23 protein-coding genes and 5 tRNA genes are annotated in these 23354 nt (G+C 71.0%); 10 read left to right on the top strand and 18 right to left on the bottom strand.

Annotated elements, in window-relative coordinates; genetic code table 11:
• Window positions 1-5: 5 nt before the first annotated feature.
• Window positions 6-1757, bottom strand: coding sequence for a DAK2 domain-containing protein (locus DVK44_RS25805; RefSeq protein ID WP_228447376.1), 1752 nt, complete (start codon window positions 1755-1757; stop codon window positions 6-8).
• Between the two features lie 270 nt (window positions 1758-2027).
• Between DVK44_RS25805 and rpmB the strand changes: the two genes are divergently transcribed.
• The gene (gene rpmB / locus DVK44_RS25800) at window positions 2028-2213 is read left to right on the top strand and encodes a 50S ribosomal protein L28 (RefSeq protein WP_078877327.1); all 186 of its coding nucleotides are present in this window, start codon (window positions 2028-2030) and stop codon (window positions 2211-2213) included.
• Between the two features lie 124 nt (window positions 2214-2337).
• On the opposite strand, the gene thiD is transcribed toward rpmB, so the two are convergent.
• Window positions 2338-3162 (bottom strand): bifunctional hydroxymethylpyrimidine kinase/phosphomethylpyrimidine kinase, encoded by an 825-nt coding sequence (gene thiD / locus DVK44_RS25795; protein ID WP_114662314.1) that lies wholly within the window; start codon window positions 3160-3162, stop codon window positions 2338-2340.
• Between the two features lie 34 nt (window positions 3163-3196).
• Window positions 3197-4168 (bottom strand): thiamine-phosphate kinase, encoded by a 972-nt coding sequence (locus DVK44_RS25790; protein ID WP_114662312.1) that lies wholly within the window; start codon window positions 4166-4168, stop codon window positions 3197-3199.
• A 206-nt stretch (window positions 4169-4374) separates the two neighbouring features.
• On the opposite strand from DVK44_RS25790, the gene DVK44_RS25785 reads away from it, so the two are divergent.
• Both DVK44_RS25785 and DVK44_RS25780 read left to right on the top strand, forming a co-directional pair.
• A complete protein-coding gene (locus tag DVK44_RS25785) occupies window positions 4375-4608 on the top strand; it encodes an Lrp/AsnC family transcriptional regulator (protein WP_114662310.1) in 234 nt (77 codons plus the stop codon).
• Window positions 4609-4763: 155 nt separating this feature from the next.
• Complete coding sequence (locus DVK44_RS25780) at window positions 4764-5249, top strand: DUF3515 domain-containing protein (RefSeq protein ID WP_114662307.1); 486 nt, start codon at window positions 4764-4766, stop codon at window positions 5247-5249.
• Between the two features lie 30 nt (window positions 5250-5279).
• Here the strand turns inward: DVK44_RS25780 and DVK44_RS25775 are convergent, their stop codons facing one another.
• From DVK44_RS25775 to DVK44_RS25765, 3 genes are all read right to left on the bottom strand, one after another.
• Entirely contained in the window at window positions 5280-6461 is a 1182-nt protein-coding gene (locus DVK44_RS25775) for a D-alanine--D-alanine ligase family protein (protein ID WP_114662305.1), read from the bottom strand.
• Window positions 6462-6530: 69 nt separating this feature from the next.
• Window positions 6531-7532: an NAD(P)H-dependent glycerol-3-phosphate dehydrogenase gene (locus DVK44_RS25770; RefSeq protein WP_114662303.1), complete on the bottom strand. Its 1002-nt coding sequence runs from the start codon at window positions 7530-7532 to the stop codon at window positions 6531-6533.
• Window positions 7529-8275 carry a lysophospholipid acyltransferase family protein gene (locus tag DVK44_RS25765; RefSeq protein ID WP_114662301.1) on the bottom strand — a complete coding sequence of 249 codons (747 nt, stop codon included), beginning with the start codon at window positions 8273-8275 and terminating at the stop codon, window positions 7529-7531. The genes DVK44_RS25770 and DVK44_RS25765 overlap by 4 nt, the downstream gene beginning before the upstream one ends.
• Window positions 8276-8433: 158 nt before the next feature.
• Here DVK44_RS25765 and cofC point away from each other — a divergent pair, with 158 nt between their 5' ends.
• Together cofC and DVK44_RS25755 are read left to right on the top strand one after the other, a co-directional pair.
• Window positions 8434-9189, top strand: a complete 756-nt coding sequence (gene cofC, locus DVK44_RS25760) for a 2-phospho-L-lactate guanylyltransferase (RefSeq protein ID WP_228447375.1) — start codon at window positions 8434-8436, stop codon at window positions 9187-9189.
• The gene (locus tag DVK44_RS25755) at window positions 9189-9392 is read left to right on the top strand and encodes a hypothetical protein (RefSeq protein WP_114662299.1); all 204 of its coding nucleotides are present in this window, start codon (window positions 9189-9191) and stop codon (window positions 9390-9392) included. The genes cofC and DVK44_RS25755 overlap by 1 nt, the downstream gene beginning before the upstream one ends.
• A gap of 112 nt (window positions 9393-9504) precedes the next feature.
• Here DVK44_RS25755 and DVK44_RS25750 read toward each other — a convergent pair whose 3' ends face one another.
• The 4 genes from DVK44_RS25750 to leuC form a co-directional block, all read right to left on the bottom strand.
• On the bottom strand, window positions 9505-10167 hold the full coding sequence (locus tag DVK44_RS25750) for an HU family DNA-binding protein (RefSeq protein ID WP_114662297.1): 663 nt from the start codon (window positions 10165-10167) through the stop codon (window positions 9505-9507).
• A 146-nt stretch (window positions 10168-10313) separates the two neighbouring features.
• Entirely contained in the window at window positions 10314-10541 is a 228-nt protein-coding gene (locus tag DVK44_RS25745) for an SCO5555 family protein (protein WP_114662295.1), read from the bottom strand.
• Between the two features lie 115 nt (window positions 10542-10656).
• Entirely contained in the window at window positions 10657-11265 is a 609-nt protein-coding gene (gene leuD, locus DVK44_RS25740) for a 3-isopropylmalate dehydratase small subunit (protein WP_114662293.1), read from the bottom strand.
• Window positions 11266-11267: 2 nt separating this feature from the next.
• The gene (leuC, locus tag DVK44_RS25735) at window positions 11268-12707 is read right to left on the bottom strand and encodes a 3-isopropylmalate dehydratase large subunit (protein ID WP_114662290.1); all 1440 of its coding nucleotides are present in this window, start codon (window positions 12705-12707) and stop codon (window positions 11268-11270) included.
• A gap of 180 nt (window positions 12708-12887) precedes the next feature.
• On the opposite strand from leuC, the gene ndgR reads away from it, so the two are divergent.
• On the top strand, window positions 12888-13604 hold the full coding sequence (gene ndgR / locus DVK44_RS25730; RefSeq protein WP_114662287.1) for an IclR family transcriptional regulator NdgR: 717 nt from the start codon (window positions 12888-12890) through the stop codon (window positions 13602-13604).
• 199 nt (window positions 13605-13803) lie between these two features.
• Here ndgR and DVK44_RS25725 read toward each other — a convergent pair.
• The 8 genes from DVK44_RS25725 to DVK44_RS36505 all read right to left on the bottom strand — a co-directional run bounded on the left by DVK44_RS25725 (window position 13804) and on the right by DVK44_RS36505 (window position 17036).
• Window positions 13804-13876 (bottom strand) — tRNA-Glu (locus DVK44_RS25725).
• 19 nt (window positions 13877-13895) lie between these two features.
• Window positions 13896-13967 (bottom strand) — tRNA-Gln (locus tag DVK44_RS25720).
• Between the two features lie 12 nt (window positions 13968-13979).
• Window positions 13980-14052 (bottom strand) — tRNA-Glu (locus tag DVK44_RS25715).
• A 61-nt stretch (window positions 14053-14113) separates the two neighbouring features.
• Window positions 14114-14186 (bottom strand) — tRNA-Glu (locus tag DVK44_RS25710).
• Window positions 14187-14210: 24 nt separating this feature from the next.
• Window positions 14211-14282 (bottom strand) — tRNA-Gln (locus DVK44_RS25705).
• 167 nt (window positions 14283-14449) lie between these two features.
• Window positions 14450-15940 (bottom strand): glutamate--tRNA ligase, encoded by a 1491-nt coding sequence (gene gltX / locus DVK44_RS25700; protein ID WP_114662285.1) that lies wholly within the window; start codon window positions 15938-15940, stop codon window positions 14450-14452.
• Window positions 15933-16718, bottom strand: a complete 786-nt coding sequence (locus DVK44_RS25695; protein ID WP_114662281.1) for a fumarylacetoacetate hydrolase family protein — start codon at window positions 16716-16718, stop codon at window positions 15933-15935. The genes gltX and DVK44_RS25695 overlap by 8 nt, the downstream gene beginning before the upstream one ends.
• Window positions 16719-16871: 153 nt before the next feature.
• Window positions 16872-17036 carry a hypothetical protein gene (locus tag DVK44_RS36505; RefSeq protein WP_162793585.1) on the bottom strand — a complete coding sequence of 55 codons (165 nt, stop codon included), beginning with the start codon at window positions 17034-17036 and terminating at the stop codon, window positions 16872-16874.
• 584 nt (window positions 17037-17620) lie between these two features.
• Between DVK44_RS36505 and DVK44_RS25690 the strand changes: the two genes are divergently transcribed.
• The 4 genes from DVK44_RS25690 to DVK44_RS25675 all read left to right on the top strand — a co-directional run bounded on the left by DVK44_RS25690 (window position 17621) and on the right by DVK44_RS25675 (window position 23178).
• Window positions 17621-21673: a sensor histidine kinase gene (locus tag DVK44_RS25690; RefSeq protein ID WP_114662278.1), complete on the top strand. Its 4053-nt coding sequence runs from the start codon at window positions 17621-17623 to the stop codon at window positions 21671-21673.
• A 9-nt stretch (window positions 21674-21682) separates the two neighbouring features.
• Entirely contained in the window at window positions 21683-22096 is a 414-nt protein-coding gene (locus DVK44_RS25685) for a roadblock/LC7 domain-containing protein (protein WP_030351794.1), read from the top strand.
• Window positions 22097-22202: 106 nt separating this feature from the next.
• Entirely contained in the window at window positions 22203-22610 is a 408-nt protein-coding gene (locus DVK44_RS25680) for a DUF742 domain-containing protein (protein WP_114621845.1), read from the top strand.
• Complete coding sequence (locus tag DVK44_RS25675) at window positions 22591-23178, top strand: GTP-binding protein (protein WP_114662275.1); 588 nt, start codon at window positions 22591-22593, stop codon at window positions 23176-23178. The genes DVK44_RS25680 and DVK44_RS25675 overlap by 20 nt, the downstream gene beginning before the upstream one ends.
• Window positions 23179-23354 lie beyond the last annotated feature (176 nt).

The raw sequence follows: 23354 nt of genomic DNA, 5'->3' as shown, positions 1-23354 counted from the left end.
CGACGCTACTCCACCCCGACGAGCAGCGGTACGGACTGCCGGCCGCCCCGGTAGACGACGGTGTCGACGGCGAGGTGGCCCTCCCGTACGTAGCGCTCCAGCCGGTCGGCCAGCGAGTCCGGCACGTCCTCGCCGAGCACCAGCGTGACGAGTTCACCGCCGGCCGCCAGCATCCGGCCGAGGACCGCCTCGGCGGTGTCCGCGAGGTCGGCGCCGATCACCGCCACATCGCCCTCGATCAGCCCCAGTACGTCCCCGGCCTGGCAGATGCCCGCCATGGTCCAGGACTGCCTTTCGGCGACGGTCAGTTCGGCGTAGCGGGTGGCTCCGGCGGCGGTGGTCATGGCGACCACGTCCTCGTCGAAGCGGCGCTCCGGCTGGTGCACGGCGAGCGCGGCGATGCCCTGGACGGCGGCCCGGGTGGGGATGAGGGCGACCCGTACGCCTTCGGTACGGGCCTGTTCGGCCGCGGCGGCGGCGGTGTGGCGCAGCGCCGCGTCATTGGGCAGCAGGACCACCTCGCGGGCGTGGGCGCGCCGGATGGCCTCGACCAGCTCACCGCTGGCGGGCGGCTCCCCGGGGCGCGCGAGGACGGTGGTCGCGCCGGCCTCGGCGCAGAGCCCGGCGAGCCCCTCTCCGGGGACCACGGCGACAACGGCCCGCTGGACCTGCTCGGGCGGCCGTTCGGCCGTCGTGCCGGGGTGCGGGGCACCGAAGTGGGCGGCCCCGAAGTGGGTGATGCGGATGCGGTACGGGCGGCCCGCCTCGACGCCGGCCTCGACGGCGGCGCCCGCGTCGTCGACGTGCACATGGACGTTCCAGAGCCCGTCGCCGCCGACCACCACCAGGGAGTCGCCGAGCGCGTCGAGCCGCGCGCGGAGGCGGGCCACGGCGCGGTCGTCCGCCTCCAGCAGGTAGATCACCTCGAACGCGGGCCCGGTGGCGTCCGTCGCGGCGGCGTCACCGGCGGCGTCGCCCGCCTCGCCGCCCGCGTCCGCGCACGCGCCGGGCACCACGGCCGGGGCACCCGCCGGGAAGGCGGCGGGCACCACCCCCGTGAGCGCCCGTACGAGCGCGCCGAGGACCGCGAGGAGGCCCCGGCCGCCCGCGTCCACGACACCCGCGCGGCCGAGGACGGCCAGCTGGCCGGGGGTCGCGTCGAGCGCGGCCCGCGCCCCGGCGTACGCGGCGCGGACAACGGCGCCGCAGGGAACCCCGGCCGCCTGCCCTGCCGCCGTCTGCGCCGTCCGCGCCGCCCGTACCGCCTGCTCCGCCGCGTCGGCCGCCGCCGAGGCGACGCTGAGGATCGTGCCCTCGACGGGATGGGCGACGGCCTCGCGGGCCAGCTCGGCTGCCCGTCGCAGCGCCTCGGCGAGGTGATCCCCGCCACCGCGCCCGCCCTCCCGCGTCAGCACCTCCGCCATGCCGCGCAGCAACTGCGCCAGGATCGTGCCGGAGTTGCCCCGGGCCCCGATCAGCGCGCCGTGCGCCATGGCCCGTACGGCGTCGCCCGGCGCGGGCCGGACAACGCCCGCCTCCGCCGCCGTATCCGCCGCCGTATCCGTCTCGTACGCGGCGAAGACGGCCTCGACCGCCTGCGCCGCGGACTCCACGGTCAGATAGAGATTGGTGCCGGTGTCGCCGTCCGCGACCGGATAGACATTGATCGCGTCGATCTCCTCGCGCTCCCGGCCGAGGGCGTCCAGCGCCAGTGCGCACCAGCTCCGGACCGCTGCGGCATCGAGGGTCTGCGGCACCTGTGGAACCTCCTTGAGCGGCCATGATGCGGGCTCCACCGCAGGGTAGCCGCCGGTAACCCCCGGCGCCCGGGGCGGGCGCCCGGAGCACCGCGCGGAACGGGGCCGAGCGGGGCCGTGGTAGTTTTCTTGTACCGAAGCGGGCGTTGTATGCTGCTTCGGTTGCCCGATGAAAGTCGGGCCGATCCCTCCGGCAACGCCACATCAGTTCATTGATTCGAGCCACGCCGGATTTCTCTGTACGAGCATCTGAAGTCTTTGGAGTGACCCGTGGCTGCCAACTGCGACGTCTGCGGCAAGGGGCCGGGCTTCGGCAACAGCATTTCCCACTCGCACCGCCGTACGTCCCGTCGCTGGAACCCGAACATCCAGCGCGTGCGTGCCGTGGTCGGTCGGACGCCGAAGCGGCTCAACGTCTGCACCTCGTGCATCAAGGCCGGCAAGGTCTCGCGCTGACGCCTGCGTCGTAGCGCAGCCCCTGCGGTTGCCTTGAAAAGCCGGTCCACCTCGGTGGACCGGCTTTTTGCCGTGCCCGCACCCCGTATGCCCAGCACGGCCCACACCCCGCCCACGGCACTGCTCAGCGCATGCGCCATTGCCAGCCGTGGTCCACCGGCCCGATGCCGCCCCCCAGCGCGAAGCCGCGGGCGATCGCCCCCGTCACATACTCCTTGGCGGCGGTCACCGCCTCCACCACGCCCTGCCCGCCGGCCAGCCCGGCCGCGATCGCGGACGCGTAGGTGCAGCCCGTGCCGTGGGTGTGCCGGTTGTCGAGGCGCGGCGCCCTCAGCCAGTGCTCCTCGGTGCCGTCGGTGAGCAGATCCACCGCGTCCCCGGGCAGATGGCCGCCCTTGATCAGTGCCCAACGCGGACCGTACGCGAGGACCGCGTCGGCCGCGCGCCGCAGATCCGTCTCGTCCTCGACCCGTACGCCCGTGAGCTGGGCCACTTCGTCCAGGTTGGGGGTGGCGACGGTCGCCACGGGCAGCAGCTCCGTCCGTACGGTCTCCAGCGCGGAGGACGCCAGCAGCGCGTCGCCGTGCTTCGAGACGCCGACGGGGTCGACCACGACGGGGACGCCGGTCGCGGCGAGGAGTTCGGCGACGGCGGCGACCAGTTCGGCGGAGGAGAGCATTCCGGTCTTCACGGCCTGTACGCCGATGTCGTCCACGACCGCGCGGTACTGGGCCCGTACCGCCGCCACGGGCAGCTCCCAGGCGCCGTGCACCCCCAGGGAGTTCTGCGCCGTGACGGCCGTGATCACGCTCATGCCGTGCACACCGAGCGCCAGCATGGTCTTCAGGTCCGCCTGAACGCCCGCACCGCCGCCGGAGTCGGACCCGGCGACGGTGAGAACACGGGGCGGCACGGGCGCGGGGACAGACGCGGATATCGGTATCGGCATGGCACCGAATCTACAAGCGCGCCCGCGAGGCGATCTAGCGCCCCTCGTCCGGGTCCCCGAAGTGGTCCCAGCCCCCCTTGCTGGTCCAGGGCGCCCCGTCGACCGTCACCTGGGGCAGCGCCGACGGGGTGAGCACCTCCCCGATCACCTTCCAGCGCGCCGGCAGCTTCGCGTCCGGCGGGAACGTGGCGACGATCGCGTGGTCCTCGCCGCCGGTCAGCACCCACTGGAGCGGGTCGATCCCGACGGCCTGACCGATGTCGTTCATCTGCGAGGGGATATCGATCAGTCCCGACCGCAGATCGATCCGTACCTTGCTCGCCTCCGCGATATGCCCGAGGTCGGCGACGAGTCCGTCGCTGACGTCGGTCATCGCCGTGGCGCCGAGCCCGGCCGCCGCGGGGCCCGCGTGGTAGGGCGGCTCCGGTCTGCGGTGCGCCTCGACAAAGGCGCGCGGCGAGCGGAAACCGCGCGAGAGCACCGCGTGCCCGGCCGCCGACCAGCCCAACCAGCCGGTGTACGCGACGACATCACCGACCCGCGCGCCCGACCGGACCACCGGCTCGTGGTCGCGCAGATCGCCGAGCGCGGTGATCGCGATGGTGATCGTGTCACCGCGCACGACATCGCCGCCGACCACCGCCGCGCCCGCGACCTGGCACTCGTCCCGGATGCCGTCCATCAGCTCGGTGGGCCAGGTGACCGGCAGTTCGGCCGGCACGACCAGCCCCAGCAGCAGCGCGGTGGGGACGGCGCCCATCGCCGCGATATCGGCGAGGTTCTGCGCCGCCGCCTTGCGGCCCACGTCGTACGCCGTCGACCAGTCACGCCGGAAGTGCCGCCCCTCCAGCAGCAGATCCGTACTCGCCACGACCCTCCGGTCGGGCGCGGCCACGACCGCGGCGTCGTCGCCCGGCCCGAGCCGCACCGCCGGGGTGGTGGTGAGCCGGGACGTGAGTTCCCTGATGAGCCCGAACTCCCCCAACTCGCCCACGGTTCCCTTCACCGAGACTCCCCTCTCCTCGCCGGCCGCGCCTGCGGTCGCGGTCCTCTGCTGCTGTCGGTACCGTCATGAGCCGCGTCAACGTACGTCTCCGTCCGCCACCCGTCGGGCGCCACCGGCCCCGCGGGTCTCCCCGCGGCCCGTGACGACGCGATACCGTGGCGTCTCTTTCCACCCCACATGATCCTCGTGGCCGCCCTGGAGGTTCCGTGGTACAGGCGTACATCCTTATTCAGACCGAGGTGGGCAAGGCGACGACCGTCGCCGAGACCATCGCAAAGATTCCGGGAGTCATCCAGGCCGAGGACGTCACAGGTCCGTACGACGTGATCGTGCGCGCACAGGCCGACACCGTCGATGATCTGGGGCGGATGGTCGTCGCCAGAATCCAACGGGTGGAGGGCATCACCCGCACCCTGACCTGCCCGGTCGTGCATCTGTAGACCGGCTGGCACCGGGCGGGCGGCGGCGCGCGGAGAGCAGGGACGCCCCGGCCCCGGCCGGGCCGCGCTGTCGTCGCTCACCATGGCTCCGCCCGCTCCTTCCCCCACCCGCACGCGCCGGACGACCCTGTCCGGCCGCCGTCTACGCTTGCCCGGTGATACGTTCCCGCCGCAGGCTATCCGGCCGACTTGCCGCCCGTCTGACCGCCGTCGTCCTGCTGTCGGCGGCGGCGGGCTGTTCCGGTACGGGCGGCGCGCCGTCCGTACCGGTGCCGAGCCCCCCGGCCGCGGAGGCGGCGGCCTGCCGGACGCTGCACAAGGCGCTGCCGAAGACGGTCGCCGACCTCGGCCGCGCCGACCCCGAGCCACGCTCCGAACTGACCGCCGGCTGGGGCGACGGCGAGATCGTGCTGCGCTGCGGTGTCCCCCGGCCGGCCGGGATGGACGATCCCCAGGCGACGGCCGTGGAGGCGGACGGGGTCAACTGGATGGTGGAGCAACGGGACTCGGGGCCCCGTTTCACCGCCACGTACCGCGAGCCCTATGTGGAGGTGACGATGGGCAGCCGCTTCGCCCATGACGTCACCCCCCTCGCCCAACTGGCCGCGGCCGTCGCGAAGACGATCCCGTCCAGCGTCTGACGAACCGCCCCGGAGATATGTGAGCCGCGCTCAGCGCAGTCCGGTGGAGCGGCGCAGGGCCGCCTGGATGAGGGTGTCGATGAGCTGCGCGTAGTCGACGCCGCTCTCCTGCCACATCCGCGGGTACATGGAGATCGGGGTGAACCCGGGCATCGTGTTGATCTCGTTGATGACGAACTCGCCGTCCTCGGTGAGGAAGAAGTCCGCGCGGACCAGTCCCTCGCAGGAGGCCGCGTCGAACGCCGCCACCGCCAGCCGCCGCACCTCGGCCGTCTCCTCCGCGGTGAGCGGCGCGGGGACGAGTCCGGTGGCGGAGTCGATGTACTTGGCCTCGAAGTCGTAGAAGTCATGGGCCGTGACGGGCGGGATCTCGGCGGGCACGCTGGCGCGCGGGCCGTCCTCGAACTCCAGCACACCGCACTCGATCTCGCGACCGCGCAGCAGCGACTCGACCAGGATCTTGGGGTCGTGGCGGCGCGCCTCGGCGATCGCCTCGTCGAGCCCCGCGAGACCGTCGACCTTGGAGATGCCCACGGACGACCCGGCGCGCGCGGGCTTCACGAAGAGCGGCCAGCCGTGTTCGCCGGCGAAGTCCACGATCTTCTCGCGGACGGCGGCGGCCCGGTCGGCGGCGGTGGCGTCCGCCGTCCGCTCCCACTCGCGGGGGCGGATCACCAGATACGGGCCGACCGGCAGCCCGAAGGAGGTGAACACCCGCTTCATGTACTCCTTGTCCTGGCCGACGGCCGAGGCCAGGACGCCCGCGCCGACGTACGGGACACCGGCGAGTTCCAGCAGCCCCTGGAGGGTGCCGTCCTCTCCGTACGGGCCGTGCAGCACGGGGAAGACGACATCCACCTCGCCGAGCGCCTTCGGCACGGAGCCCGGTTCGCTGTAGACGACTTCGCGGTTGCCGGGGTCGGCGGAGAGCACGACCGTGCCGTCCGTGGACTCGGCGATCTGCTCGACGCTCGGCAGCCGGCGGTCGGCGATGGCCATGCGCTCCGGGTCGTCGGCGGTGAGCGCCCAGCGGCCTTCGGTGGTGATGCCGATGGGCAGGACGTCGTACTTCGTACGGTCGATGGACCGCAGTACGGCGCCGGCCGTGACCACCGAAATGGCGTGCTCGGAGCTACGTCCGCCGAAGACGACGGCCACGCGCGGCTTGCGGAGCTGCTGCTCAGGGCTCGGGGAGGAGTTCTCGCTGCTCATATCGCGATGAGAGTACCTGGTGGCGGGGCCGGAGTCAGCGTGGGCCGGGGCGTGGCCGGGCCGTTCGGCTCAGCGGCGTTCGGGCTTGGCGCTGCGCGACATCAGTTCCTTGAGCGCGACGAGCGGCGGCTTCCCGTTGTGCACGATGTCCACGACGGTCTCGGTGATCGGCATGTCGACATCGTGGCGGCGGGCCAGATCCAGCACGGACTCGCAGGACTTGACGCCCTCGGCGGTCTGCGTGCTGACCGCGATGGTCTCCTGGAGGGTCATCCCGCGGCCGAGGTTGGTGCCGAAGGTGTGGTTGCGGGAGAGCGGCGAGGAGCAGGTGGCGATGAGATCACCCATCCCGGCGAGTCCGGAGAAGGTGTGCGGGTCGGCGCCCATCGCGAGGCCCAGCCGGGTCGTCTCGGCGAGTCCCCGGGTCATCAGCGTGGCCTTGCTGTTGTCGCCGAGGCCCATGCCGTCGGCGATCCCGACGGCGAGCCCGATCACGTTCTTGACGGCGCCGCCGAGTTCGCAGCCGACCACGTCGGTGTTGGTGTACGGGCGGAAGTACGGGGTGTGGCAGGCCGCCTGGAGCCGCTGGGCGACCGTCTCGTCCCGGCACGCGACCACGGCGGCGGCGGGCATCCGGCCGGCGATCTCCCCGGCGAGGTTGGGTCCGGTGACCACGGCGACCCGTTCGGCGGGCGCCTTGGCGACCTCCTCGATCACCTCGCTCATCCGCTTGGCGGTGCCGAGTTCGACGCCCTTCATCAGCGAGACGAGGACGGTGTCCGGGGGCAGTACGGGCAGCCACGCGGCGAGGTTGGCGCGCAGCGTCTGCGAGGGCACCGTCAGCACGGTGAACTCGGCGTCGCGGGCGGCCTCCGCCGGGTTGGTGGTGGCGCGTACACCGGCGGGCAGTTCGAGGCCCGGCAGGTAGTCCGGGTTGGTGCGGGTGGTGTTGATGGCGTCGACGATGTCCTGGCGGCGGCCCCAGACCGTCACCTCGCACCCCGCGTCGGCCAGGATCATGGCGAACGCCGTGCCCCATGAACCCGCCCCGAATACCGCGACCCGCGTCACTTGGACCCCTCTTCCGCGGCCTTGCGCCGCTGTTCCGCCCTGGCCTCGCGATGGTCGTACGGGACCGCGGGCGCCGGCTCTCCGCGTAGCTCGGAGAGCAGTTCCGTGATGGCCGCCATGATGACCTCGGTGACCTCGCGCAGCAATTCGGGCGTGATCTCCTCGTCGTAGTAGCGGGAGATGTCGACCGGGGGGCCCACCAGCACCCGGTGCGTCTTGCGCGGCAGGAGGTGCGGTCGGGTGGCGTACGGGGGCAGCAGCAGGTTGGCGCCCCACTGCGCGACGGGGATGACCGGGCACCTGGTCTGGAGGGCGACCCGGGCGACACCGGTCTTGGCGGTCATGGGCCACTGCGCGGGGTCGCGGGTGAGGGTGCCCTCGGGGTAGAAGGCCACGCATTCGCCGCGCTCGACGGCGTCGATGGCGGCCCGGTAGGCGCTCAGCGCGTTCGTGCTCTCGCGGTAGACGGGAATCTGGCCCGTACCGCGCATGACCGCGCCGATGAATCCCGAGGTGAAGAGTCCGTTCTTGGCGAGGAAGCGCGGGACCCGTCCGGTGTTGTACTGGAAGTGGGCATAGGCGAACGGGTCGATGTGTGAATTGTGGTTCACCGCGGTGATGAATCCGCCGTCGGCCGGGATGTGCTCCGCCCCCTGCCAGTCCCGCTTGAGCAGTACGATCAGCGGCGGTTTTGCGATGACCGCCGCCAGGCGGTACCAGAAGCCGATTCTACGGCGGGACACTCGGACACCTTTCTCTCTTGACCGGGCTCGCTGCCCGGCCGCCGGGGGTCAAGTGTGGCCCCGGGCCCCTGCGCTGTCGAGAACACCGTACGCCCCGCCTCCCGGACCGCGGCGGTGGGCCGTGAGGGTCGCCGGGCCACAATAGGGGGACGCTACACATGGACGGAGAGTTCGCCACGGACACCGACCCGACAGCCGCCCCCGTGACCGCCCGGGACGCCGTCCCGGGCCCTGTGCCGGCCGCCGCCAAAGCTGCCGCCGGGGCCGCCGCGGCCGGCCGCTGGTCCCTGGTCGTCCCGCTGAAACCGCTCCGGCTGGCCAAGAGCAGGCTCGCCGCCTCGGCGGGCGACGCGCTGCGCCCCCGGCTGGCGCTGGCGTTCGCGCAGGACACGGTGGCGGCGGCGCTGGCCTGTCCGGCCGTACGGGACGTGGTCGTCGTCACGGACGATCCGGCGGCTTCCGAGCGGCTGGCGGCGCTGGGCGCGCGGGTCGTGCCGGACAGCCCGGCGGACGGTCTCAACGCGGCCCTGGCGCACGGCGCGCGAGCCGTCCGGGAGGCCAGGCCGCGGGCGGCGGTGGCCGCGCTCAACGCCGATCTGCCGGCGCTGCGCCCGGCGGAGCTGGGACGGGTACTGACGGCGGCCGGTGCTTTCCCGCGCGCATTTCTCGCGGACGCCGCCGAAATGGGGACGACATTGCTGACCGCCGCGCCGGGCACCGAATTGCGTCCGGCTTTCGGCGGTGCGTCGAGACGGCGCCATTTGTCGTCGGGCGCGGTGGAAATCGTGCTCGCCGGAGTGGATTCGGTACGGCGGGACGTCGACACGGGCGACGATCTGCTGGTGGCGACGGAGCTGGGGCTCGGCCGCCACACCGCCTCGCAGGTCCGGAGCCGGACGGATACGCTGCGGTGATGCAGGCGACCTCGTACACCTATGACGCCGGGACGCGCACCGGAAGTGTGCTGCTGGACGACGGGACTCCGGTGGAGTTCGGCGCGGCGGCCTTCGACGCGGGCGGGCTGCGGCTGCTCCGGCCGGGGCAGCGGGTGCGGATCGAGACCGAGGGCGCCGGCGCGGGGCTGCGGATCACGCTGGTGACGCTCCAGACGCTCTGACCCGGCCGTACCGGGTCATCGCCCGGCACCCCTGGGCAACGCCGCGGGCCGGGCTCCCCGAGGGGAGCCCGGCCCGGCGCGTGTGGCCCTTTGTCACATCCTCCGCTCGGCCCTACTTGCGGGCAGCGGCCGCGGCGGCGGTGGTGGTCTTCTTCGCCGTGGTGGTGCGCGCGGTGGCCTTCCTGGCGGGGGCCTTCTTGGCCGTGGTCTTCTTCGCCGGCGCGGTCTTCTTCGCCGTGGCCTTCTTGGCGGTGGTGGTGGCCGTCGCCTTCTTGGCAGCGGTCTTCTTCGCCGCGGGGCTGGCCTTCTTGGCCGTGGTGGTCTTCTTCGCGGTGGTCTTCTTGGCGGCCGTGGTCTTCTTGACCGCCGCCTTCTTCGCCGTGGCCTTCTTGGCGGTGGCCTTCTTGGCCGCGGCCTTCACGGTCGTACGGCTGGAAACGCCGCCCGAGAGGCTGCCCTTGGGGGCCTTCTTGACCGCCACGTCGTTCTTCGGGAGCTTCTTCGAGCCGCTGACCAGGTCCTTGAAGCCCTGACCCGCGCGGAAGCGCGGCACCGAGGTCTTCTTGACCCGGACGCGCTCACCCGTCTGCGGGTTACGGGCGTAGCGGGCCGGGCGGTCGACCTTCTCGAACGAGCCGAAGCCGGTCACCGAGACCCGGTCACCGGCGACGACCGCGCGGACGATCGCGTCGAGTACCGCGTCCACCGCGTCGGCGGCCTGCTGCCTGCCGCCGACCTTGTCCGCGATCGCTTCTACGAGCTGCGCCTTGTTCACGTCTTCCCCTTCGGAGACACATTGCCAGAACGAAAGTGTTCAAGCTTTTTTCGCACGTTAGGCAGATATATACCGCAAATCAAACACGAAACGGGCTAATCACCCTAGTGCCGCAACGAAGTCGACCTGGCGGAGTTCCACGGAGGTCACTCACCTTCGGGAAATCGGCCCTCGTCGAGGTCCTTCAGCAAGCGGTCCAGACGCCGTGCCGCGTCCGGGAGATCGTGTTTGGCCGCCGCCGTGATGACGAGCAGCTTCCGGGAGAGCGCCTTGCGCACGCCCTCCGGGACTTGCAGTGCACGCACCGTCGCATGCGCTTCTTTGAGTTGTTCGGCGACCAACCCGTAGAGCTTGAGTTGGTTGTCGCGTTCCATGCGCCGATTGTGCCATCTGGGGCGAGTTGTCGCCCGACGGGGGCTCAACAAACAACTGCACCCCCTGCCGGACGGCAGGGGGTGCGGTGGTGGAACAGTAGGGGAAAAGCGCTGCTCAGACGGTAATTGTGCGGGGTTTGAAGGAGGGCCTGCCGGCCTCGTATGTGGCGATGTCCGCCTCGTTCTGGAGGGTGAGACTGATGTCGTCCAGCCCGTTCAGCAGCCGCCAGCGGGCATTCTCGTCAAGGTCGAAATCAGCCACAAGCGCTGCTCCGTCGGGGGAAGTGGCCCGAACCTGGCGCTTCTCCAGGTCCACGGTCACCTCGGCCGTCGGGTCGCTCTCGGTGATCTCCCAGAGGGCATCCACCACCGACTGCTCCAGAACCACGGTCAGCAGACCGTTCTTGAGCGAGTTCCCACGGAAGATATCCGCGAACCGGGAGGAGATGACGGTCTGGAAACCATAGTTCTGCAAGGCCCACACAGCATGTTCACGAGAGGACCCGGTGCCGAAGTCCGGTCCGGCGATCAGCACACTGGCCCCGGCGCGCTCGGGCCGGTTGAGCACGAACTCCGGGTCCTTGCGCCACGCCTCGAAGAGCCCGTCCTCGAAGCCGTCGCGGGTGACCTTCTTGAGCCAGTGGGCCGGGATGATCTGGTCGGTGTCGACGTTGCTGCGGCGCAGCGGAACGGCGCGGCCGGTGTGGATGGTGAAGGCTTCCATGGTTATCGCGCTCCAGCGGGCGTACGGTCGCCGGCTGCGGCGCCGGACAGGTCTGCGGGCGAGGCCAGATGGCCCAGTACGGCGGTGGCGGCGGCGACCTGCGGAGAGACCAGATGGGTCCGGCCGCCCTTGCCCTGCCTGCCCTCGAAGTTGCGGTTGGACGTGGACGCGGAGCGCTCACCGGGCGCGAGTTGGTCGGGGTTCATGCCCAGACACATCGAGCAGCCCGCGTGCCGCCATTCGGCCCCCGCGGCGGTGAAGACCTTGTCGAGGCCCTCGGCCACGGCCTGGAGGGCGACCCGGACTGAGCCGGGGACGACCAGCATCCGTACGCCGTCGGCGACTTTGCGCCCGTCCAGCAGCGAGGCCGCCGAGCGCAGGTCCTCGATACGGCCGTTGGTGCAGGAGCCTACGAAGACGGTGTCGACCTTGATGTCGCGCAGCGCCTGCCCGGCGGTCAACCCCATGTATTCCAGGGCCTTTTCGGCGGCGAGGCGCTCCGAAGCGTCCTCGTACGAAGCCGGGTCGGGGACGTTCGAGGAGAGCGGCGCGCCCTGGCCGGGGTTGGTGCCCCAGGTGACGAACGGGGCGAGGGCGGTGGCGTCGATGACGACCTCGGCGTCGAAGACCGCGTCGTCGTCGGTGCGCAGCGTCCGCCAGTAGGCGACCGCGGCGTCCCAGTCCTCGCCCGTCGGGGCGTGGTCGCGGCCCTTGAGGTACGCGAAGGTGGTGTCGTCGGGGGCGATCATGCCCGCCCGGGCGCCGGCCTCGATGGACATGTTGCAGATGGTCATCCGGGCCTCCATCGAGAGTTTCTCGATGGCCGAGCCCCGGTATTCGAGGATGTAGCCCTGGCCGCCGCCGGTGCCGATCCGGGCGATGACGGCGAGGATCAGGTCCTTGGCGGTGACATCGGCGGGCAGTTCGCCGTCGACCGTGATGGCCATGGTCCGGGGGCGGGCCAGCGGCAGCGTCTGGGTGGCCAGGACATGCTCGACCTGGCTGGTGCCGATGCCGAACGCCAGCGCGCCGAAGGCGCCGTGGGTGGAGGTGTGGCTGTCGCCGCAGACCACGGTGGTGCCGGGCTGGGTCAGCCCCAGCTGGGGGCCGACGACATGGACGACGCCCTGCTCGACATCGCCCAGCGAGTGCAGCCGCACACCGAAGTCGGCGCAGTTCTTGCGGAGGGTCTCCAGCTGGATCCGGGAGACCGGGTCGGCGATGGGCTTGTCGATGTCGAGCGTCGGGGTGTTGTGGTCCTCGGTCGCGATGGTGAGGTCGAGCCGCCGGACCTGGCGGCCGTCCTTGCGCAGGCCGTCGAACGCCTGGGGGCTGGTCACCTCGTGCAGCAGGTGCAGATCGATGAAGAGGAGGTCGGGCTCGCCCTCTGCGCGCCGGACGACATGGTCGTCCCAGACCTTCTCCGCGAGTGTCCTACCCATCGCTTTCCCTCCGGCCGGCCTCGGTGGCCGGCACTCCTAGAGATATGTGGGCCCACGTCCGTACCCCACGCTCCGGACGCCGGCTGGGACCCGATACTCCACGAGCCCGTACATACAGGTTGGCAAGTTCCCCGGGAAATTGAACTTGCGTTTCACAGAGTGAGACGCGAGTATCGTTTCATGGACAACTCTAGCGGCGTCGGCGTTCTCGACAAGGCTGCTCTCGTACTGAGCGCCCTGGAGTCCGGTCCGGCCACCCTCGCCGGACTGGTCGCGGCGACCGGGCTCGCACGGCCCACGGCCCACAGACTGGCCGTGGCACTGGAACACCACCGGCTGGTGGCGAGGGACATGCAGGGCCGGTTCATTCTCGGTCCGCGGCTGGCCGAGCTGGCCGCCGCGGCCGGTGAGGACCGCCTGCTGGCCACGGCCGGCCCCGTACTCACGCATCTGCGGGACCTGACCGGCGAGAGCGCGCAGCTCTACCGGCGCCAGGGCGACATGCGGATATGTGTGGCGGCGGCGGAGCGGCTCTCCGGACTCCGGGACACGGTCCCGGTGGGCTCCACCCTCACGATGAAGGCGGGCTCCTCGGCCCAGATCCTGATGGCGTGGGAGGAGCCGGAGCGGCTGCACCGCGGCCTCCAGGGCGCCCGTTTCACGGCGACGGCGCTCTCGGGCGTACGGCGCCGGGGCTGGGCCCAGTCGATCGGTGAGCGGGAGCCCGGGGTGGCCTCCGTCTCGGCGCCGGTGCGCGGGCCCTCGAACCGGGTGGTCGCGGCGGTCTCGGTATCCGGACCGATCGAGCGGCTGACCCGGCACCCCGGCCGGATGCACGCGCAGGCAGTGATCGACGCGGCGGGCCGGCTGAGCGAGGCCCTGCGCCGTACGAGCTGAGCCGCCCCCATTCCCGCGCACTCCGCTCTCCCGCTCCCCTTGGCCCTCTTACCCGCCTTCCACCCACGACGGACTTTCGGCAGGCCGCTCCAGCGCCGCAGCGGCCCCACCGATCCGTACGGGACGACGCCGCTCAGCGCCCTGCACAGACAGAAGAGGCCCTCCCGGTCAGGGAGGGCCTCTTCGATGTGCTTCTTTGTACCCCCGACCGGATTCGAACCGGCGCTACTGCCGTGAGAGGGCAGCGTGCTAGGCCGCTACACAACGGGGGCATTGCAGAGAGCATCTGCGCTGGGCTACCAGGACTCGAACCTAGAACAACGGAACCAGAAACCGTCGTGTTGCCAATTACACCATAGCCCATGGGTTGTTCAGTACCCCCGACCGGATTCGAACCGGCGCTACTGCCGTGAGAGGGCAGCGTGCTAGGCCGCTACACAACGGGGGCCCTAGCGATCCTGCATCAACGTGTCCGGGTGCGACCCGAGTACGTCGGAGAGAAGGATCTGTACCCCCGACCGGATTCGAACCGGCGCTACTGCCGTGAGAGGGCAGCGTGCTAGGCCGCTACACAACGGGGGCGTGATTTGCAGAAATTCATCTGCGCTGGGCTACCAGGACTCGAACCTAGACTAACGGAACCAGAAACCGTCGTGCTGCCAATTACACCATAGCCCACCAAAACTGAACCCCCTGATGGGGGTCTGTTCCGGCTTGCGCTTCCCGGCCCGGCCTTTCGGCCTTCTCGGGCGGCGCAGGAAGAACATTACCTGATCGCGGACGGCGCTCCAAAACGAGTAAACGCGCCGGTGAAGGGCCACCGCCCGCGTCAGGGCGTCAGCACGTCACCCGGCGAGCTTCGCCAGCGCCGCGTCGATCCGGGACAGGGTGCGGTCCCGGCCGAGGATCTCCAGCGACTCGAAGAGCGGCAGGCCGACCGTGCGTCCGGTGGTCGCGACGCGGACCGGGGCCTGGGCCTTGCCGAGCTTGAGGCCGTGCTCCTCGCCGGCCGCCAGCACCGCGTCCTTGAGCGCCTCGGCGGTCCACTCCGCCTCGGCGATCTTCGTACGGGCGGTGGCCAGCAGCGCGTCCGCGCCCGGCTTCATCGCCTTCGTCCAGGACGCCTCGTCCGCCACCGGCTCGTCGAGGAAGAGGAAGTCGACGTTGGCGGTGATGTCCGAGAGGACCGTGACCCGGGTCTGGGCGAGCGGCGCCAGCACCGCGAAGGCGGCGGCGTCGAAGGACTCGGGCGCCCACGGCGCGTACGGGGCCCGCAGCCAGGGCCCGCACGCCTCGGTGAACGCCGCCACGTCCAGCTTCCGGATGTGGTCGGCGTTGATCGCCTCGGCCTTCTTCAGGTCGAAACGGGCCGGGTTCGCGTTGACGTCCGCGATGTCGAACGCGGCGACCATCTCGTCCATGGAGAAGAGATCGCGGTCGGCGGAGAGCGACCAGCCCAGCAGCGAGAGGTAGTTGAGCAGCCCCTCGGGCAGGAAGCCGCGCTCGCGGTAGAGGTTGAGGGACGCCTGCGGATCGCGCTTGGAGAGCTTCTTGTTGCCCTCGCCCATGACATACGGAAGGTGCCCGAACGCCGGGATGTCCTTGGCGATGCCCAGCTCGATCAGCGCCTTGTAGAGCGCGACCTGCCGCGGGGTGGAGGAGAGGAGGTCCTCGCCGCGCAGTACGTGGGTGATCTCCATCAGCGCGTCGTCGACCGGGTTGACGAGCGTGTAGAGCGGGGCGCCGTTGGCGCGGACGATGCCGTAGTCCGGCACGTTCTCCGGGGTGAACGTCAGCTCGCCGCGGACCAGGTCCGTGAAGGTGATCGGCTCGTCGGGCATCCGGAAGCGCACGATCGAGGTACGGCCCTCGGCCTCGTACGCCGCCTTTCGCCCGTCGCTCAGCTCGCGGCAGTGGCCGTCGTACCCGGAGGGGCGGCCGGCCGCGCGCGCGGCGTCACGCCGGGCGTCCAGCTCCTCGGTGGTGCAGTAGCAGTGGTACGCGTGGCCCGCCGCCAGCAGCTTCGCGGCGGTGTCCCGGTAGAGGTCCATCCGCTGCGACTGGCGGTACGGCGCGTGCGGGCCGCCGATCTCGGGGCCCTCGTCCCAGTCGAGCCCCAGCCAGCGCATCGCGTCGAGCAGCTGGCCGTACGACTCCTCGGAGTCGCGGGCCGCGTCGGTGTCCTCGATACGGAAGACCAGGGTGCCGCCGTGATGGCGGGCGAACGCCCAGTTGAAGAGGGCGGTGCGGACCAGTCCCACATGGGGGTTGCCGGTCGGGGAGGGACAGAAACGTACCCGGACGCCGGGGTCCGTGCCGGTGTGTGCGCTAGCCACGCTTGATCACCCTGTTGGTGAGAGTGCCGATGCCTTCGATGGTGACGGCGATCTCGTCGCCGACGTGCAGGGGGCCGACCCCCGCGGGGGTGCCCGTGAGGATGACGTCACCCGGGAGGAGCGTCATGGCCTCGGTGATGTTGACGATCAGGTCCTCGATGGACGTGACCATCTCGCTCGTACGGCCGAGCTGCCGCTGTTCGCCGTTGACCGTGCACTGGATCGTCAGATCCGCCGGGTCCAGCTCGGTCTCCACCCAGGGGCCGAGCGGGCACGAGGTGTCGAAGCCCTTGGCCCGGGCCCACTGCTTCTCGGTCTTCTGGGTGTCGCGCGCGGTGACGTCATTGGCGCAGGTGTAGCCGAAGATGACGTCCTTCACGCGCTCGCGCGGCACCTCGCGGCACATCCGGCCGATGACCACGGCCAGCTCCGCCTCGTAACTCACGTCGTTCGAGAAGGCGGGGTACTCGATCGCGTCGCCGGAGCCGATCACCGAGGTGGTCGGCTTGAGGAAGGCGAACGGTACGGGCGGGACCTCGTTGCCCAGCTCGGCCGCGTGGTCCCGGTAGTTGCGGGCGTACCCGACGACCTTGTTGGGGAGGACGGGCGGCAGGAGCCGCACCTTGCTCAGCGGGACCTTGGTCCCGGAGAGTTCGAAGTCGGCGTACGGAATGCCCTTGATGATGTCGAGGACGAGGCCGGCGGAGTCGCCGGTGCCTTCGCCCTCGACCGCGCCGAAGGCGACATTGCCGTCGATGGAGAATCTGGCGATGCGCACGGGATGCTGTCGCCCCTCACTTGCTCGCTGGTCTGGACGCTCCAGGCTAGATGAGCGAGGGGGACGACGGACGCCCGGCCGTGGAGGCCGGGCGTGAACGGGAGACGTCCCTCGCGCGTATGAGGGGATGCGGGGACGGAAAACCCGTGGAACCTACTGGGCGGTGGGAGCGACCATGAGCGTCGTACGGCGGGGGTTGGCGGTGCGGTTCGGCAGGGCGACGGCGTGCTCCGGGCGTTCCGTCGGGGCCAGGTCCTCGGCGTCCTTGAGATGCGCCAGCGTGGTGCGCCGGGGGTTCGCGGTGGTTCGGAGCGGCATCGTCGTCTTCATGTGTGGTGTCAGGCCCTGTCGGAGTACGGGCGCCGGAGCGCGGGTTGTCGGATTTGCCATCCCTGTAAAGCGTCAGGCTAGACAGACGATTCCCCGTGGAGATCAGGATCCATCGGCGATCACCGTGTGAGTTTGCTCACCAAACGCCTCACATTTGCCGCGTACCGGACAGATTTCGCCTGCCTTACAAACGGACATTGCATAACTGAATGTGACATTCCACTGCTGATCATCAGGACCGGGACACCCCCCACCCGTAAGCGGCTCGTCAATATAAGTCCGTTTCCTCCATGAACACTTTCTACGGCAGGTGACCCGGCGCTCACGGCGTGTCATTCCGGTCACAGCGCTGACCACTGGCCTTGTTGGAGGTCCGGCACTGTGCTGGAATTCCCCCCACCGCCGCGGGTTTACAAGTCCGGCGCGCAAGGCGCAACGCAGCGCCGAGCGGCGGTGGGGAGGGGAGAAGCGCCGGTCACTCACGACCACCATGGGGAGCGTTCTGCGCCCCACGACGCCGACACCGTTCCGCCGTTCGCGGGGGGACGCCTGGTCCAGAGGTTGCGACGCTAGTGCAGGGACGTTTCAAGAGGGATGGCAGCGCTGCGGCGGAGCAGGAGCCCCGCGGCGGATCCGACCGCGGCTCCTCGGCCCAGCACACCCAGAACCAGGGCCCCGCGCCCTCGGGCGACGGCCGTGGTGGCCCCGGAGCGGTGACGGCCGGTCCAGGAGGGCCGGGCGGGCCCGGTGGCCCGGGCGGCCCCGCGGAGCGGCCGGGGGGGAAGGTCAAGGACCCGAGCGACCCCGGCTCCCGCGTAGCCCTGCGCAACTGGCGCATCAGTACGCGTCTGGTGGCCCTGCTGACCCTGCCGGTGGTCGCGGCCACCACGCTGGGCGGTCTGCGGATCAATGACTCGCTCAACGAGATGCAGCAGCTGGAGCACATGCAGCTGCTGACCAAGATGACCAAGGAGGCCACCAACCTCGCGCAGGCCCTCCAGGCGGAGCGCGACGAGTCGGCCGGCCCCCTCACCAACGGCGCGAGCCCCAAGAACTTCGCGGTCCAGGACCGCCGTACGAAGACCGACCGGGCGAAGAAGGTCTTCCTCGACGCCACGGTCGACATCGGCAACACCGACAGCGACCAGGCGCTGGAGAGCATCCGCTCCAACGTCAACCAGATCGCCACCCAGGTCAACAAGATCAACGACATCCGCAAGGACGCGTACACCTCGGACGCGCGCTCGCTGACCGTCGACGCGTACAGCGGGCTGATCGACTCGCTGCTGAGCCTGTCGCAGGACATGGCCCAGGCGACCAACAACCCCGAGATGATCAAGCGGACCCGCGCGCTCGCCGCGTTCTCCTCCGCCAAGGAGTACGCCTCGATCCAGCGCGCGATCATCGCCGCCGCGCTGCCCTCCAACCCCAGCACCAAGGGCAACCTCAACGACAACGACCGGCTCTACGGTCTGGCCGCGGCGAACAAGGAGCGCAACTCCCTCACCTCCTTCCGCGCCCTGTACGAGTCGATGGGCGGCAACGCCGAAGAGCTGATGGCCCCGCTCAACGGCCAGGGCAGCCCCGAGATCCAGTCGTCCGAGAAGTACGCCGACCGGGTCCTCGACCGCGCGGACGGCATGGCGACCCAGCCCGGCCGCTCGTATCTGGACTGGACCGACCAGGCGGCCACCCGGATCAACGCGATGAAGACCATCGAGGCCACCCTGCTCGGTGAGATGGAGAGCAAGGCCCGCGAGCTGCGCGACAGTTCGCAGCGCGACGCGCTCATCAACGGTGCCGTCATCCTGCTGGTGCTCGGTGTCTCGCTGATCGGCGCCTTCGTGGTCGCCCGGTCCATGATCCGCTCGCTGCGCCGGCTCCAGGACACGGCGACCAGGGTCGCCCAGGACCGGCTGCCCGAGCTGGTCAAGCAGCTCTCCGACTCGGACCCGCAGGATGTGGACACCTCCGTCGAGTCCGTCGGTGTGCACTCCCGGGACGAGATCGGAAAGGTCGCCGCGGCCTTCGACGACGTGCACCGCGAGGCCGTCCGGCTCGCCGCCGAGCAGGCCCTGCTCCGGGGCAACGTCAACGCGATGTTCACCAACCTCTCGCGCCGCAGCCAGGGCCTCATCCAGCGCCAGCTGTCGCTGATCTCCGAGCTGGAGTCCCGCGAGGCGGACCCGGACCAGCTGTCGTCCCTCTTCAAGCTCGACCACCTCGCGACCCGTATGCGCCGGAACGGCGAGAACCTCCTCGTCCTCGCGGGCGAGGAGCCGGGCCGCCGGTGGACCCGGCCCGTACCGCTGGTCGACGTGCTCCGTGCCGCCGCCTCCGAGGTGGAGCAGTACGAGCGCATCGAACTCTCCTCGGTGCCCACGACCGAGGTCGCCGGACGCGTCGTCAACGACCTCGTGCACCTGCTCGCCGAGCTGCTGGAGAACGCCACGTCGTTCTCCTCGCCGCAGACGAAGGTCCGGGTCACCGGCCACGCGCTGCCGGACGGCCGGGTGCTCGTCGAGATCCACGACACCGGTATCGGGCTCTCGCCCGAGGACCTCGCCGCGATCAACGAGCGGCTCGCGTCGCCGCCCACCGTGGATGTCTCGGTCTCGCGCCGCATGGGTCTGTTCGTGGTCGGCCGGCTGTCGCTGCGCCACGGCATCCGTATCCAGCTGCGGCCGTCCGACTCCGGTGGTACGACCGCGCTGGTCATGCTGCCCGTCGATGTCGCCCACGGCGGCAAGAAGAGCCCGCCCGGCCGCCCCGGCGGCCCGAACGGCGGCGGCCAGTCGCCGGCCTCCACCGGCGGCCAGCTCACCGGCGGTCCCGGTACGGCCGGCGGCGGCCGTCCCGGTCTCGGCGCGGGCCCCGGCGGCTCGCCCGCTCCCGGACTGCTCGGCGCGGGCGCCCCGCGCGGCCAGGTCGGCCCCGGCGCGAGTCCGCGCGCGGCGCTGCCCTCCCGCGACGGGACACCGCCCGGACCGCAGAACGGTCCGCAGGGCGGTCCTCAGGGCAACCCGCAGGGCGGCTTCCCGCAGGACCAGCAGCGGCAGGGCTCCGGCCAGGGTCAGAATCAGGGCCAGGGCCAGGGCAACGTCTTCAGCCAGAACGCCTTCGGCGCGCCGGCCCAGAACCGCCCCGGCCAGGGCCAGGGCCCCGCGCAGGGCCAGGGTCCGGGCCAGGGCTTCCCCGGCCAGGGGCAGCAGCGTACGGACCGGTCCGACGGCCAGGGCGGCCAGAACGGCTTCAGCGGCCGTGCCCAGAACGCCTTCCAGCAGGGCGGCGCCCCCGCCGACCGCGGCCGGCAGCTGCCGCCCCCCGGCGGACCGCGCGCCGAGCTGCCGGGCGGCAACCCGCAGCCGAAGCGCCCGCAGACCACCAGCTGGGGGGCCAACCAGTCCTCGGCTCCGCAGCGCCCCTCGCTGGACGCGCCGCGCGGCCACGAGGAGCACGAGACCACCGGCCAGTTCGCCCGTCCGACGGCCGAGCAGCAGGGACCCGGCGCCACGTCGGAGTTCCCGCGCCCGGACTTCAACGCGCCGCGGCCCGACCAGAACCCCGCGCAGGACGCCGCGGCCACGGCGCAGTTCCCGGTGCCGGACTTCAACGCCCCGGCGCCCTCGGGCTACCAGGCCGAGTACGACGGCCGGCCGGACCGGGACGACCGGTCCGCGTTCCGTCCGCCGTCGGACTTCGCCGCGCCGCAGGACTTCAGCGCGCCGCGTCCGTCGGCCCCGGCCCCGGCGCCCGGTTCGCAGGGCGGCTACCGTCCGCCGGGCCTGCCGCCGCAGCCGCAGCAGGAGGCGCTGCCTCCGGCGGGTCCGGGTGACGGCAGCACCCCGCTGTACGACAACCTGGAAACCAACTGGTTCCACGCCGCGCAGCAGGGCGGCGACGCCCCGCAGGGCGGCCCCCGGACCAACGGCGCGCAGAGCAACGGCTCGCAGGGCGGCGCCAACGGCCGTCCGCAGGACCGCTCGCAGGACCGGCCGGAGCCGCGCAACGGCTCCCGGGACGACGCGCGGGACAGCTTCCACGACGACTCCCGGTCGCTGCCGCCCGGCCCCTCCGCGAGCCGACCGCAGTCTCCGCCGCCGATGCCCCGCCGTGAACCGCTCATGCCGCGGCGCGACTCCGCGAACGGCTCGGGCGCGAACGGCTCGGGCGCGAACGGTCCGGGCACCAACAGCTCCGGCATCACCGGCACCAGCGCCGGTGGCTTCGGCACCATCGACTCGGGCACCAACAGCTTCGGGGTTCCCTCGGGCGACGGTGGCCCGGGAAGCAGTTCGGGCGCGAACGGCGTGGCCGCCAATTCCTCCTGGCGCACCTCGCCCAACGACGAGCTGGTACGCCAGGCCGAGCGGGCCAAAAAGCCCCAGGCCGGCGGTCTCACCACCTCCGGTCTGCCCCGCCGGGTACCGCGTGCCAACCTGGTGCCGGGAACCGCGCAGGAACAGAACACCCAGGCCGGTCCGCAGGTATCTCGTGCACCCGCTGACGTACGCGGCCGGCTGACCAATCTCCGTCGGGGTATCCAGCAAGGTCGTCAGGCGGGCAACACCGGCCCGGCGAGCAACGGATTCAACCTCGGCACCTCTCACCAGCAGGAGCGTTAGTTGAGTCCGATGAGTCAGGCTGCGCAGAATCTGAACTGGTTGATCACCAACTTTGTGGACAACACCCCCGGGGTGTCCCACACAGTGGTGGTCTCCGCCGACGGACTTCTGCTGGCCATGTCCGAGGGCTTCCCCCGCGACCGCGCCGATCAGCTCGCGGCCGTGGCGTCCGGTCTGACCTCGCTGACCGCGGGGGCGTCCCGGATCTTCGAAGGCGGCCCGGTCAACCAGACCGTGGTGGAGATGGAGCGCGGCTTCCTCTTCCTCATGTCCGTCTCCGACGGTTCCTCCCTGGCCGTCCTCGCCCACCCCGAGTGCGACATCGGTCTGGTGGGGTACGAAATGGCCCTTCTGGTCGACCGCGCAGGTACGGTCCTCACCCCGGACCTGCGCGCCGAGTTGCAGGGAAGTCTGTTGCACTGAGGCCCCAGGAAACGCCCCAGCTCCCTACCGTCAGGCCGCCCAACCGGCCCCCCACCGGCCAAGTCAGACGGCACGAAGGCATCTTGCTGTCACGCCCGGAGGATTCATGACCCCGCCACCCGCCTCTCACGATCCGTACGGCGCCTCTATGGACGCGTCCTACGGGTCCGAGGGCGATCAGCCGCTGGTACGTCCGTACGCCATGACCGGCGGCCGGACCCGGCCCCGGTACCAGCTCGCCATCGAGGCACTGGTCAGCACGACCGCGGACCCGGCGCATCTCGCCACCCTGCTCCCCGAGCACCAGCGGATCTGCCATCTGTGCCGTGAGGTCAAGTCCGTGGCGGAGGTCTCGGCACTGCTCACGATGCCGCTCGGCGTCGCCCGTATTCTCGTGGCCGACCTGGCGGAAGCCGGCATGGTCGCCATTCACCAGCCCGGTAACGGAGAGGCCGGCGGCACGCCGGATGTGACACTGCTCGAAAGGGTGCTCAGTGGACTTCGCAAGCTCTAGCGGCGGTGCCGGGACGGCACGGTCGACCACCAGCGCGAAGATCGTGGTGGCGGGCGGCTTCGGCGTGGGCAAGACCACGTTCGTCGGCGCCGTCTCGGAGATCAACCCGCTGCGTACCGAAGCCGTCATGACCAGCGCCTCCGCCGGCATCGACGACCTCACCCACACCGGAGACAAGACCACCACCACCGTGGCCATGGACTTCGGCCGCATCACCCTCGACCAAGACCTCATCCTCTACCTCTTCGGCACCCCCGGACAGGACCGCTTCTGGTTCATGTGGGACGACCTCGTACGCGGCGCCATCGGCGCCGTCGTCCTCGTCGACACCCGCCGCCTCGCCGACTGCTTCCCCGCCGTCGACTACTTCGAAAACTCAGGACTCCCCTTCGTCATCGCCCTCAACGGCTTCGACGGACACCAGCCCTACACCCCCGACGAAGTACGCGAAGCACTCCAGATCGGCCCCGACACCCCCATCATCACCACCGACGCCCGCCACCGCGCCGACGCCAAAAGCGGCCTCATCACCCTCGTCGAACACGCACTCATGGCACGACTGAAGTAGACAAACCGCTACGGCAGTTGTCGTAGACAGCGCCGGGGGTGGGCCATGTCACTGGACACGGCCCACCTCCGTGTTCATAACATTTCGACAGAGAATTCGTGCGCTTCGGACACCCGACGCACTCAGCCGGTGTCGCTGCGCTCATGTCACGCTCACCTTTTGACGTGGCTAGTTCT

Origin of the sequence: Streptomyces paludis (assembly GCF_003344965.1) — a bacterium.
Classification (GTDB): Bacteria; Actinomycetota; Actinomycetes; order Streptomycetales; family Streptomycetaceae; genus Streptomyces; species Streptomyces paludis.
Note: the sequence above shows the minus strand (reverse complement) of the source record. Positions and strands in the feature narration are given on the sequence as shown.